Origin of the sequence: Microbispora sp. H10949 (assembly GCF_014161435.1) — a bacterium.
Lineage (GTDB): Bacteria > Actinomycetota > Actinomycetes > Streptosporangiales > Streptosporangiaceae > Microbispora > Microbispora triticiradicis.
In genome coordinates this window covers 53,954-67,153 of sequence record NZ_JABBWZ010000014.1, presented here as the reverse complement: position 1 = coordinate 67,153, position 13,200 = coordinate 53,954, and the positions used below count along the sequence as shown (strand labels likewise).

Genomic DNA, 13,200 nt, shown 5'->3' with positions numbered 1-13,200 from the left:
GCAGGGATCTGGTGGAATGCTGTGTTGTGAGTGGTCAGAACTACCGGCTGGTGCGGCGTGGAGGCGTGGGACGGCGCGCGGCTCCCGTGCTGGACGAGCACCAGAGGGCCGTCGTCGAGCACGAGAGCGGGCCGCTGCTCGTGCTCGCCGGGCCGGGCACCGGAAAGACCACAACGATAGTGGAGACCGTCGTCGACCGGGTCGAACGGCGGGGCGTGGATCCCGAACGGGTGCTGGTGCTCACGTTCAGCCGCAAGGCCGCCGGGGAGCTGCGCGAGCGGATCACCGCGCGGATGCGCCGGACCACCAGGACCCCGCTGGCCCTCACCTTCCACAGCTACGCGTACGCGCTGCTGCGGCGGGAGGCGGTGCTGGCCGGTGAGCCGCCGCCGCGCCTGCTCACCGGCCCAGAGCAGTTGCTGGAGGTCCGGCGGCTGCTGCACGGCGAGCTGGAGGACGGCGCCCGGCACTGGCCGGCGGACATGCGGGAGCTGCTCAAGACCCGGGGGTTCGCCGAGGAGCTGCGCGACTTCCTGTCCCGGGCGGCCGAGCGCGGCCTGTACGGCGACGCGCTGGTGCGGCTGGGCCGCGAGCACGGCAGGCCCGACTGGGAGGCCGCCGGGCTGTTCTCCTTCCGCTACCAGGACCGGTTCGACCTCGATCCCGTGCCGGCGCTGGACTACTCGGAGCTGATCCGGGAGGCGGCCGGCCTGCTGACCGACGGGGAGGTGCGGCGGCGCGAACGGGCGGCCTACGACGTGGTGCTCGTGGACGAGTACCAGGACACCGACCCGGCGCAGGAGTTCCTGCTCAGGCAGCTCGCCGGGGACGGCCGCGACCTCATCGCCGTGGGCGACCCCGACCAGTCCATCTACGGCTTCCGCGGCGCCGACGTGCAGGGCATCCTGCGGTTTCCCGAGCGGTTCCCGGCCCGGGACGGCCGCGACGCGCCGGTGGTCGCGCTGCGCGTGTGCCGCCGTAGCGGCCCGGCCCTGCTGGAGGCCTCCCGCCGCGTGGCCTCCCGCCTGCCCGCCGTACCGGGTCATGACAACAGGGCCGGCGGCCACCGTGACCTGATCCCCGTCGGGGACGCGGACCCGGGCGAGGTCAGGGTCCTGCTGGCCGACAGCGTCAGCCAGGAGGCCGCGGTGGTGGCCGACACGCTCCGCCGGGCCCACCTGCTCGACGGGGTGCCGTGGTCGCGCATGGCGGTGCTGGTGCGCAGCGCCATGCGGCAGGTGCCGCTGCTGCGGCGGGCGCTGGTGTCGGCGGGGGTCCCGGTCGTGGTCGCGGGCGACGAGCTGCCGCTCGTGCAGGAGCCCGGCGTACGGCCGCTGATCACGCTGCTGCGGGTCGCGGTCTCGCCGTCCGCGCTCGACGTGGCGACCGCCGAGGAGCTGCTGACCGGTCCGCTCGGCGGCACCGACATGATCGGCGTACGCCGGTTGCGCCGGGCCCTGCGGATCGCCGAGCACGAGGCGGTCGCCGCGGAGGCCGCCAAGGAGGAGGCGGGCCAGCCGGCGCTGCCCTTCACCTCGCGTTCGTCGGACGAGCTGCTGGTCGCGGCGCTGCGCGACGCCCGGGAGCTGACCGGGGTCGAGCCGCACGTCGCGGCCCCCGCGGAACGCCTCGCCCGGCTCCTCACGACCGCCCGGGACGCCGTACGGCACGGCCGGGGCGCTGAGGAGGCCCTGTGGGAGATCTGGCAGGCCAGCGGGCTCGCGGAGCGCTGGAGCGAGGCCAGCCTCGCGGGCGGGGCGCGGGGCGCCCAGGCCGACCGGGACCTCGACGCCGTCGTCGCCCTGTTCGACCACGTCGCCCGCTTCGCCGACCGGCTGCCCAAGGCCGGCGTCGCGGTCTTCCTCGACGACCTGACGTCCCAGGAGATCGCCGGTGACTCGCTGGCCGAGTCGGCCCCCGAGGGCGACGCCGTACGGATCCTGACCGCGCACCGGTCCAAGGGCCTGGAGTGGGACGTGGTGGTGGTCGCGGGCGTGCAGGAGGGCCTGTGGCCCGACCTGCGGCTGCGCGGCTCGCTTCTCGGCACCGCGGCGCTGGTGGAGTTCGCGGGCGGGTCGGCGCTCGACACCACCCAGGCCGCGGCGGCGGCGCTGGCGTCGAAGCTGCTCGCCGAGGAACGGCGGCTGTTCTACGTGGCGGCGACCCGGGCCCGCCGGAGGCTCGTCGTCACCGCCGTCGGCGGCGAGGACACCGACGAGCGGCCCTCACGGTTCCTCACCGAACTGCTGCCCCACGGCGTGGAGGCGGCCACCGTGGACGACCGGGCGCGGTGGCTCAGCATGTCCGCGCTGGTCGCGGACCTGCGCGCGGCCGTGTGCGACACGACCAAGGCGGAGGCGGTGCGCCGGGAGGCCGCCGCGCACCTCGCCCGGCTGGCCCAGGCCGGGGTGCCGGGGGCCAACCCCGGCGAGTGGTACGCCCTGACCCCGATCTCCGACGACCGGCCGCTCGGCTGGCCGGACGACATCGTGCAGATCTCGCCGTCGTCGGTGGAGAACTTCACCAAGTGCGGGCTGCGCTGGATGCTGGAGACGGCGGTCGGGGCGGGGTCGAGCAACGTCACCCAGAGCCTCGGCACGGTCGTCCACGCGATCGCCGCGATGGCCACCGAGGACGGGACCGACTACGTCAAGCGGCTCGACGACATCTGGGACCAGTTCGACTTCGGCGGGCTGTGGTTCAACCGCAAGCAGCGCCGCGTCGCCGAGCAGATGGTCGACCGCTTCGTCCGGTGGCAGAAGGACAAGCAGCGTGACCTGGTCGCGGTCGAGGAGGCCTTCACCGTACGGGTGCCGGGTCACGACATCCAGATCACCGGCCGGGTGGACCGGGTGGAGCGGGACGGCGCCGGCCGGGCCGTGATCATCGACATCAAGACCGGCAGCGGCAGGCCCAAGGACACCGAGATCGACCGGCATCCGCAGCTCGGGGTCTACCAGCTCGCCACGACGCTCGGGGCGTTCGAGCGGCACGGCCTCACCCAGCCGGGCGGCGCGTCGCTGCTGCACCTGGGCAAGGCGGCGGGCCAGGGCGCGGACGCGCGGGAGCAGGCGCAGCGGGCGCTCGCCGACGACCACGCGCCCGGCTGGGCGGACGACCTGGTCAAGACGGTGGCGACCGGCATGTCCGCCAACGTGTTCGTCGCCACGGTCAACGACGGCTGCCGCAACTGCGCCGCCAGGATCGCCTGCCCGGTGAACGACAACGGGGGACAGGTGTGCTGACGCCGGGTGAGCTGGCCGGCCGGCTCGGGATCCTCCCGCCCACGCCCGAGCAGGCCGCCGTCATCGAGGCGCCGCTGGAGCCGATGGTGGTCGTGGCGGGCGCGGGCTCGGGCAAGAGCGAGACGATGGCGGGGCGGGTGGTCTGGCTCGTCGCCAACGGCTACGCGCGCCCCGAGCAGATCCTCGGCCTCACCTTCACCCGCAAGGCCGCCGCCGAACTGGCCGAGCGGGTGCGCCGGCGGCTGGCCGGGCTCGCGGAGGCCGGGCTGGTCGAGCCCGAGATGCTCGACTCCGAGCCGACGGTTTCCACCTACCACGCGTACGCCGCGCGACTGGTGACCGACCACGCGCTGCGCGAAGGGCTGGAGCCCACGATGCGGCTCGTCACGCCCGCCGTGGCCTGGCAGATGGCGGCGCGGGTGGTCGGCCAGTACGACGGGCCGATGGACCGGGTGGACCTGTCCCCGCCCAGCGTCACCGCCGCCGTCCTCGACCTGGCCGGGGAGCTGGCCGAGCACCTGCGCGATCCGGGGGAGGTGCGCGAGGTCGGCGACTGGCTGCGCGAGCGCCTGGCCTCGCTCACCGGGCGGATCACCAAGGACCAGCGCAGACCGGTCGACACCCAGGCCGTGCGCGAGCAGTTGCTGCCGATGGTCGAGGCGTACGGCCGGCTCAAGCGCGGCCGGGAGGTCATCGACTACGGCGACCAGATGGCGCTGGCGGCCCGGATCGCCTCCCGGCATCCGGAGGTCGGCGCGTCCGAGCGGTCGCGGTTCTCGGTCGTGCTGCTCGACGAGTACCAGGACACCAGCCACGCCCAGCTCGTGCTGCTGCGGTCCCTGTACGCGGGAGGCCACCCGGTCACCTCGGTCGGCGACCCCTGCCAGTCGATCTACGGCTGGCGCGGCGCGTCGGCGGGCAACCTGTCCCGCTTCCCGCAGGACTTCCCGGCGGCGTCGGGTGAGCCGGCGCAGGTGCGGCGCCTGTCGGTCAGCTTCCGCAACGGCGAACACGTGCTCGGCGTCGCGGCCCGGATCCAGGCGCCCCTGCGGCGGGAGGCCCGGGAGGTGCCGGTGCTGGTGCCGGGCGGCAACCGGACCGGGCGCGGGCGGGTGGTGTGCGCCTTCCACGAGACGGCCGAGGACGAGGCGGAGTGGATCGCCGGGGGCCTGGCCGCGATGCTGCACGGCGAGGGCGCCCCGGACGGCCTGCCCTGGGGGGAGGGCGAGCGGGCCAGACGCGGACCGGCCCTGCAGCCGCAGGACGTCGCGATCCTCGCCCGCAAGAGGTCGCAGTTCCCGGCGCTGCGCCGGGCCCTGGAGGCGCGGGGCATCCCGGTCGAGGTCGTCGGGCTCGGCGGGCTGCTGACCGTGCCCGAGGTGGCCGACATCGTGGCGACGCTGCGGACGCTGTACGACCCGACCGCCGGGGACGCGCTGGTCCGGCTGCTCGCCGGGCCGCGCCGGCGGATCGGCCCGGCCGATCTCAAGGTGCTCGGCGACCTGGCCCGCGAGCTCAACCGCGAGATCAGGGCGGCCAGGGGAGGGCCGCGGCCGGAGGACCCGCTCGACCAGGTCGTCGCCGACCTCGCCGAGGAGCGCGGCAGCCTGGTCGACGCGCTCGACGAGCTGCCCGACCGGCCCGACTGGCTCGCGCGGTTCTCCCCGCTCGCCCAGGAGCGGCTGCCCGCCGCCGCCCGCGAGCTGCGTCAGCTGCGCGCCCACGCGGGGCAGCCGCTGCCCGACCTCATCAGCGAGATCGAACGCCGCCTCGGGCTCGACGTCGAGGTGGCCGCCCGGGGCCGTGGCGGCGGCCCGCTGGCCGCCCGCGCCGACCTGGACGCCTTCCTCGACGCGGCGTCCCGGTTCGCCGGCGACTCGGAGGACCCGACGCTCGGCGCGTTCCTGGCGTACCTGAAGGCGGCCGAGAGCGAGGAGTTCGGCCTGGAGGCCGGGCGGGTCGGCGACAGCAACACCGTCAAGCTGATGACCGTCCACGCGTCCAAGGGCCTGGAGTGGCCGGTCGTGGTGGTGCCGGGGCTGTCGCAGCTCACCTCGCAGAAGGGCGGGCTGATCAAGGGCAGCGTGTTCCCGGCGACCCCGGTCACCAACTCCCGCTGGACGGAGAACCCGCGCAAGCTGCCGTACCCGCTGCGGGGGGACAGTTCCGACCTGCCCGAGCTGGCCGGGCTGGACCGGGAGGCGCTCGGCGCGTTCGACGAGCGCTGCCGCGACCGCGACCTGATGGAGGAGCGGCGGCTGGCGTACGTCGCCGTCACCCGGGCGCACTACCTGCTCATCGCCTCCGGCTACCGCTGGGGGAGCTCGTCCCGCCCGCTGGAGCCGTCGGACTTCCTGCGGGAGATCCGCGAGGCGGGTGCGGGGGTCGCCCACTGGGCGGAGGACGAGGACGCGCGGAGCCTGGAGAATCCTCTGCTGGCCGAGCCGTCGGCGGCCGAGTGGCCGTCCGTCACCGTCCACGACGCCATCCGCGACGGCGCCCGCCTCGTGGAGGAGGCGATGACCGGCGCCACGCCCGCGACGGCCTCGGCCGGCGACGGTCCCGCTCTGCTGCGGGACCGGGACCTGGAACGGATGCGGGCCTGGGCCCGAGACACCGACCTGCTGCTGCGCGAGCGCGAGGCGAACCGCCAGAGAGCCGGCGCGGTGGTGGAGCTGCCGTCGCGGCTGTCGGTGTCGTCACTGGTGACGCTGGCCCAGGACCCGGCGGCGTTCGCCCGGCAGGTGCGGCGGCCGGTGCCGCGCAGGCCCGCCCCGCTGGCCCGGAGGGGCACCACCTTCCACCGGTGGCTGGAGTCGCGCTGGGGTCAGCAACGCCTGATCGACGACCTGGAGCTGCCGGGCGCCGCCGACGAGCTGTCGGAGACCGACGTGCAGCTCGCCGAGCTGCAGGAGCGGTTCGAGGAGAGCGAGTGGGCCGTGCGGGAGCCGGTCGACCTGGAGGTCCCGTTCGAGACGATGATCGGCGATCGGCTGGTGCGCGGGCGGATGGACGCGGTCTTCCGCGAGCGCGACGGCTACGTGGTGGTCGACTGGAAGACCGGCGAACGGCCGCACGGCCGGGCCGCCGACACGGCGTCGGTGCAGCTCGCGGCATACCGGGTGGCCTGGGCCGCACTGGCCGGGGTGCCCTTGGAGCAGGTCGGGGCGGCCTTCCACTACGTCCGTTCGAACGAGACCATCCGTCCCGTGGACCTCCTCGACGCGGACGGCCTCACCATCCTCATCCAACGCGTTCCCGAGGAGTGACCGAGGGGAGCCGCCGGCCGTCGTCGGATTCAGGAGGCTTTCCCGCCGCAGGGGCTGCGGTCAGTCGCGCCCGCCCGCGACCGCCTTGATCAGACGCAGCAGGTCGTCCAGGTCGGCCTCGAACTCCGTGTCGAGGTCCCAGGGCAGGTCAAGCCATGGCGCGAGCCTGCCGTGGCCGGGAAGCTCGCCCTCCGGCAGCCGGCCGCGCCGGCCGCGCGGATCGAGGGAGCCGGTGCCGAAGCGGCCGGAGGCCTCGGAGGCGGCGAAACCGATCACGAAGGTGGAGATCAGGCGCTCCAGCCGGGGCACCTCGCGGTCCGGAACACCGGCCTCGACGAGCGCTGTGTAGATGAGGTCCACCACCCGCACGGCGTCCGGTGTGACGGCCGGCCGGGAGAACAGCAGTTGCGCCGCCCAGGGATGTCGCCGGGCCATCCCGCGGACGGCGTACCCGAGGGCGGCGAGTCGTTCGTGCCACGCCCGGCCCTTCCCCGCGTCCGGTGGCAGGAGCCCGGTGAGAAGCCGGCCGACCATGCCGTCCAGGAGTTCGGCCTTGTCGCTGACGTGCCGATACAGCGCCATCGGCGTCACTCCGACCCGCTCGGCCAGCGCGCGCATCGAGACCTTGCCGATGCCGTGCTCGTCGGCGATCGCCAGCGCCGCGTCCAGGATCTCTTCTCTCCGGCCACTCACACGTATACAGTGTAGACGTATACGCCGTAGACCAGAGGGGGCGGGATGCTCGTCGCGGAGGGGTTGGTGAAGCGCTACGGCCGGCACAGCGCGCTCGACGGCTTCGACCTCGCGGTCGCGTCCGGCGAGATCGTCGGCCTGATCGGGCACAACGGAGCGGGCAAGACGACCTTTGTCGAAGTCGTCACCGGCCTCGTACGCCCCGATGCGGGCCGTGTACGCATAGCAGGTGGCTCCGGTCGTGCCGTACGTCGGCTGCTCGGCGTCGCCCCACAGGAGTTCGCGCTCTACAACGGCGTCAGCGTGCGCGAGAACCTGCGGCTGTTCGCCGGACTGGCCGGGCTGCGCGGGCGGCGCCGGGACACCGAGATCACTCGCGTCCTGGACGAGCTGCACCTCGCCCCGATCGTGGATCGGCCCGTCGGCGTCCTGTCCGGCGGCCAGCGCCGCCGCGTCCAGGCGGCCACCGCCATGGTGGGCTCGCCACCGCTGCTGCTGCTGGACGAGCCGACCGCGGGCGCCGACCCGGAGACCCGCTCGGCCCTGCTGGCAGCGGTCAGGGCCCGCGCGGAGGCGGGGGCCGCGGTCCTCTACACCACGCACTACCTGCCGGAACTCGTGGATCTCGACGCGACCGTGGCGCTCGCCCGAGCCGGTCGGGTCGTCGCGCGCGGCACCCAGCGGGAGCTGACCCGAGGGCTGCCGGGCGAGCTCAGGGTGACCTTCGCCGATCCCGCCGAGCCCGAACTGCGTCTGCCGACCACCGATCCCGGCGCCGACCTCGCCGCGTTGCTCGCCTCGGGCCGCACGCCCACGTCCGTCGACGTACGCCGCCCCAGCCTGGACGACCTCTACCGCGTGCTGGAAGCCGGGAAGGCTCGTGATGTCGCCGCGTGAGTCCGTGTTCCGTACGGGTGTCCTGGTCCGTCACAACCTGCTGCTGATGCTCCGAGAGCCCGGCCCGCTGCTGAGCAGGATGATCCTGCCGCTCGCCTTCCTCACCATGCTGCGCCCGCTCTACGTCGCCGCACAGGGGCGGGCCGCGGGCACGGAACAGGCCGTCGTCGGCACCCTGGTCACCTTCTCGCTGCTCGCCCTCAGCATCTCCGGCAACTCGATTCTCACCGAACGGCTCGGCCGGACCTGGGACCGCATGCGCGGAACGGCCCTCCACCCGGCGGAGATGCTCGTCGGCAAGGCCGTGCCCGTCTTCGCCGCTCTACTCGCCCAGCAACTGCTCATCGTCGGATTCGGCGTGTGGGTCCTGGACGTGAGCGTTCCCCATCCGCTCCCGCTGCTGGGCGTCCTGCTCTGCTGGAGTTGCACCCTGCTCGGCATCGGCGCGCTGCTCGGCGTGCTCGTGCGGAGCATGGGCGAACTGTCGGCGGCCTACGACATCGGCGGCATGCTGCTCAGCAGCCTGGGCGGCGCGCTCGTCCCGCTCGGCGCCATGCCGGGGTGGATCGCCGCCGCGGCACCGGTCTCTCCCGGGTACTGGGCCGTCCAGGGCCTGCGCGCCGCCGTCACCGGTGACACGCACACCGTGGCGACGGCCTGCGGCGTGCTGCTCGTGGTGGCGTCGGCCTCCGGCGCCCTGGCCGCTGTCCGTCTCCAGGGGCGCGGCGGACGCCTGGTCGCGCTGTGATCCGTCCGCCTCCAACGGTCTCCGGGCAGGGTTTCTAGTCGAACAGCACACTCGTCTCGATCTTGATCCCGAACGGTTCCGGCAGTTCCAGGACCTCGCCCTCCTCGGCCGTGACGATCTGCCGGTACGCCTGCCGGTGGTAGTCGAAGGGCTTCAGATCGGAGAGAGGATCGCTCATAAGCGTCACTCTGCGCGGAGACGTCACGGGGTCCACGATCAGATAGAGCGGTACGCCCGCTCGCGCGTAGTCGAGCGGCTTCTCCTGCCAGTCGGCCACTTGGGTGCCAGGCGAGCAGGCCTCCACGACCAGCAGGACGCTGTGCCCGTGTACGCGCATCGGATCGAGGCTCTCGACTTTGGATGGTACGACGATCATGTCGGGCAGTCGATGGTCGAGTAGCGGTGGAATGTGCACCCCCCAGTGGTAGTGAAAGCGCCAGCGGTTAGCCAGCTTCAAGGGGTACAGAAGTTCGGTGAGCCGGTCGAGAACGTCGCCGTGCTGCATGGTTGCCGGCGGCGTCACGACGACCTGCCCGAGCCGAATCTCCGCCCGGTAACCGGCGTCGTTGAGTTGCATGAACAGTTGCTGCACCTCGTCCGGGAGCTCTTGGGGCTCTTCGGGCTTCCCGGCCTCCTGGGGCTCGTGCTCGTCGGGGACGGGACCGTCCTGCTTGTGCGGGACGGGGTGGTCGTGTCTGCCGCGACGGCTCGGCTTCGAGACGGCCATGTCGCCATCCTCTCCTACTCCTCCATGTCGATGGTACGGAACGCTCTTGTGTCGACACGGAAGGTAACCGATACGTGATGGCGTGCGTGCCTCAGGAGGCGGGCGAAGTGGAGGAAGCTTCACTCGGGGGAGGAAACCACTCCGGTGATCCGGTTATTGGTCGTGAATGTCATACCGGCAGTTAAGTGATCTTTTCTGAAAGGGATTGTCCTTTTTGTCGGGTCATGATCGGCTATGAATGGCTTATGTCTGTTTTGTGGATGGTGTTCGTGATGGCCGGTGTCGTGGCGGCGGCCGGGTGCTCGGCGCCAGCAGCGGGTCATCGACCGCGATCGTGCCCGGCTCGACGTCATCAGGTCGCTCAACGAGGCCCGCCTCGCCAACTCCGCGAAGGTTCTCGGCCCTCAGCGCAGGTAGTGGCGTAAGCGAACGCAGGGAAGCGACGACCACGCACGGGACACTCCAGATAAGGGAGACGGCTGCGGCGTTTTCAGTATGGGATGAGGTGATCAACCGGGACAGGTACATTCCTGAGGCCGCGAGGACAGGAAATGGGCAGCACGGCGGGGCCGGCACCGGGAGCTCCGGGAAGACGGAGCGCGTCCCGCACCTGTGACGGGCACGTCGAGGTCGACCCGCAGCAGCACGTCCGCGGGTCCGCGCAGGCGCCACAGTTCGGCCGGGCTCTCGACGTGCCACCGGTGTGCTGAGGGGCGCTCACCGGCCCATCGCCTCTTTCACCCATAAGACCACTGAGCGCTTGAGCACATTACGCTCGTTTTTCCAGCTCAGCGCGGTCCTTCTCCCACGCGGCCTTTGGCGTCTCATGAGTTGTGAAGGGTGCCGGTGTGTGTCACGCCGTGCGTCCGGTCGCCGGCAGTGGAGTAATCGGTGGACCCTGGCCGTCGGGTCACCTGACGCCGCTTGTTTCGGGGTTGTTGCGTCTGTTGTATTCGTCCATCAGCCGCCTGAGCGGCGCAAATTCCGCTCTGGTCGGTTCGACCTGAGCTTGGCACTGAACCAACCCCATTCACGGACCCCGCCGCGCCACGTTGAGGCGTTCGTAACCGTGTTGCGCGTGAGCGCCCGTTCACAGCGAGTTAACTGCGCCTAGCCGCGCGTGAAACATCCGGCTGGCGTCATCAATTCCACCCCACTTCAGGAGGAGTGCATGCATTCTCCCCCACGCGGCATTCTCGCCGCCCGACGCCGGGCCAATCGACGACGACTGGCTTGGCTGCTGACCCCCATCCTTGCTCTCGTAACAATTGGGGTCAGTCCTTCCTCATCCCAGGCGCTTCCGATCGGTGTAGGAACGCCGGTGCAATTCACGCTAACCGACAATCAGGGTGCGTGGTTCGACACCGGTGCGACGCTGTTCGGCACGCGGTCGCTCGGCGTCGCCGTGACGCCGCGGACCAAGCTCGCGTCGCTGCCGCTGAACACCGACACGCTGCTCAACGGCGATCTCGGCGGCGGCCTGCTCAACCTGCCGCTGCTCAACGGCGACGCACCGCTGATCGGCCAGCTCGGTGTGAACGTCAACAGCCTGCTCAACCTCGACCAGCTCAACTCGGCGGTCGACGCGGCGGGCGGCGCGCTCGGATTCCTGAACCCGACGATCCAGCGTGCCAAGACGCAGATCAACCAGCTCAGCCAGCAGCTGTCGACGGTGCCGGACAGCAGCGCCACCCCGCTCGGCAGCCTGCCCGTGGGACTCGACCTGATGCGCACGCTCAAGGAGGTCGCCGCGCTGGCGCCCTCGGACCTGAGCCTCGCGCCGAAGGCGAAGTTCGCGGTGGCGGCACCGGCGGCCGCCTCGGCCCACTCGGTGACCAGCCTGATCTGGCCGGTCGGCGCGCAGCCGATCGACCAGAACAGTGCGTTCATCGGCAACGTCGAGGCCAACCTGACCGAACCGGGCCTGTACGCGTGGGCCTGCAAGATCCACCCGTACATGCTCGGTGCTGTGGTCGTGGACGACCCGCTCACGCCCGGCCTGGACTTCGGCAAGAAGCTCAACGTCAACGTCAAGGGCGGCATCGTCGTGCCCAGCTCGGCCGACGTGGTGCAGCAGCTCGTGCAGAAGTTCTTCCGGATCACCACGCCCGACAACTGGCAGGTCTTCAGCAACACGCAGACCAAGAACTGGAACCCCTACTACCCGCCCGCGCCGATCCTGGAGTACGACGCGAACGAGCAGCCGGTGATCATCCCGAGCCTCGACGCGTACTACAACAGCAAGTTCAACGAGGGCGTCACGCTGCCCGCGCTGACCCAGCGGCCGAGCACGCCCGGCGTCGGTGAGCTCTGGGTCGACACCCAGATGGAGCAGTACGCCGGCAAGGTCAAGTCCGGCGCGGCGACCAAGGTCGACGTGCAGAACTGGACCGTAGACCGGAAGGTGGCGCTGCCACAGATCAACCTCAACAACCCGCACAATATGTGGTCGGACCGCAACGGAAAGTACATCTATCAGACGGAATGGTTCTCCGACCGCCTGACCGTGTTCGACCGGACCACGGGCAAGCTCGTGCGAACTATCCAGGTCGGCCCGGACCCATCCCATGTGATGACCCGGACCGATACCGACCAGCTCCACGTCGCCATCAACGCCGGCAACGCGGTGGTCGAACTGAGTCCGGGTGCCACGCAGATCGACAGACGCATCCTGGTGCAGGGTCCCGGCCAGACACCGGCCCACCCGCACGCGCACTGGATGAGCGCCGACGGGCACACCATGGTCACGCCGAACGTCAACCACAACAACTCGACGATCGTCGACGTGCCGTCGGGCTCGATCCAGGAGGTGCAGACCGAGCAGCTGCCCATCGCGACCGGCATGATGCCGGACTCCTCGAAGTACTACGTGGCCAACTTCCTCGGCCAGAGCGTCTCCTGCATCTCGCTGGACGGGCCGGCGTGCCACTCCGACAGCGGCACGAACGTCGGCTACAAGGCCATCAACCTGTGGGCGAACTACGACATGGTGACCGGGGCGACGACCGGGGGCTTCGGCGGACTGCCGATCCAGATCCCGGTCAGCCCTGACGGCAACGTGGCGTTCGTGGCGAATACGCTCACGAGCAACATCGCCGTCATCGACACCAAGACCGACAAGGTCATCAAGTACCTGTCGTGCGACTCCGGCTGTCACGGCATCAACTTCGGTGCCAAGCGCGGCGGCGGCTACTACGCCTACGTGTCGAGCAAGTTCGCCAACACCCTCGCCGTGATCGACCCCGACCCCAACGGCGACGGCAGCCCCGCCGACTCCACAATCGTCGGCAAGATGGTTCTCGACTCGGCCGCGGGCACCAGCGTGGACGACGTCGTGACCGGCTACAACGGCATGGGCGGGCAGGGCGTCTTCCCCTACCCGATCGTCTACAACGGCTGGGTGCAGAACGCCACGCCGGAGATGGCGGACAAGCTCACGTGTGCCCAGCTCAACCCCATTAACCAGGGGGTCTGCGAGTAACTGCGGGCCCGCACTAGCGGGGGAGGGACCGTAAAGCGGACGGTCCCTCCCCCTGACCAGGGCCCCCGATCGCGCACCACCCACGCCGGTCCATTCGGCCGCCGACACGTGGGCGCGTGCATTCCACAGTAGACGAGGAA

7 protein-coding genes are annotated in these 13,200 nt (G+C 71.3%); 5 read left to right on the top strand and 2 right to left on the bottom strand.

Annotated features, from left to right (window positions below; genetic code table 11):
• Positions 1-26 precede the first annotated feature (26 nt).
• Together HHX40_RS31010 and HHX40_RS31005 are read left to right on the top strand one after the other, a co-directional pair.
• On the top strand, positions 27-3,245 hold the full coding sequence (locus tag HHX40_RS31010; RefSeq protein ID WP_182883426.1) for an ATP-dependent helicase: 3,219 nt from the start codon (positions 27-29) through the stop codon (positions 3,243-3,245).
• On the top strand, positions 3,239-6,514 hold the full coding sequence (locus HHX40_RS31005; protein ID WP_182883425.1) for an ATP-dependent helicase: 3,276 nt from the start codon (positions 3,239-3,241) through the stop codon (positions 6,512-6,514). Before HHX40_RS31010 ends, HHX40_RS31005 begins: the two co-directional genes overlap by 7 nt.
• 60 nt (positions 6,515-6,574) lie before the next feature.
• Here the strand turns inward: HHX40_RS31005 and HHX40_RS31000 are convergent, their stop codons facing one another.
• Complete coding sequence (locus HHX40_RS31000; protein WP_182883424.1) at positions 6,575-7,207, bottom strand: TetR/AcrR family transcriptional regulator; 633 nt, start codon at positions 7,205-7,207, stop codon at positions 6,575-6,577.
• Between the two features lie 45 nt (positions 7,208-7,252).
• Between HHX40_RS31000 and HHX40_RS30995 the strand changes: the two genes are divergently transcribed.
• On the top strand, positions 7,253-8,104 hold the full coding sequence (locus HHX40_RS30995) for an ABC transporter ATP-binding protein (RefSeq protein WP_182883423.1): 852 nt from the start codon (positions 7,253-7,255) through the stop codon (positions 8,102-8,104).
• The gene (locus HHX40_RS30990; RefSeq protein WP_182883422.1) at positions 8,091-8,852 is read left to right on the top strand and encodes an ABC transporter permease; all 762 of its coding nucleotides are present in this window, start codon (positions 8,091-8,093) and stop codon (positions 8,850-8,852) included. Before HHX40_RS30995 ends, HHX40_RS30990 begins: the two co-directional genes overlap by 14 nt.
• Positions 8,853-8,886: 34 nt before the next feature.
• Here HHX40_RS30990 and HHX40_RS30985 read toward each other — a convergent pair whose 3' ends face one another.
• On the bottom strand, positions 8,887-9,579 hold the full coding sequence (locus HHX40_RS30985) for a Uma2 family endonuclease (protein WP_182883421.1): 693 nt from the start codon (positions 9,577-9,579) through the stop codon (positions 8,887-8,889).
• A 1,321-nt stretch (positions 9,580-10,900) separates the two neighbouring features.
• Between HHX40_RS30985 and HHX40_RS30980 the strand changes: the two genes are divergently transcribed.
• Positions 10,901-13,060 carry a hypothetical protein gene (locus HHX40_RS30980; RefSeq protein WP_220499788.1) on the top strand — a complete coding sequence of 720 codons (2,160 nt, stop codon included), beginning with the start codon at positions 10,901-10,903 and terminating at the stop codon, positions 13,058-13,060.
• Positions 13,061-13,200: the final 140 nt, after the last annotated feature.

Bases quoted from the DNA above. Each gene is read 5' to 3' on its own strand.
- HHX40_RS30985 (WP_182883421.1), bottom strand. From the start codon at position 9,579: ATGGCCGTCTCGAAGCCGAGCCGTCGCGGCAGACACGACCACCCCGTC.
- HHX40_RS30990 (WP_182883422.1), top strand. From the start codon at position 8,091: ATGTCGCCGCGTGAGTCCGTGTTCCGTACGGGTGTCCTGGTCCGTCAC.
- HHX40_RS30995 (WP_182883423.1), top strand. From the start codon at position 7,253: ATGCTCGTCGCGGAGGGGTTGGTGAAGCGCTACGGCCGGCACAGCGCG.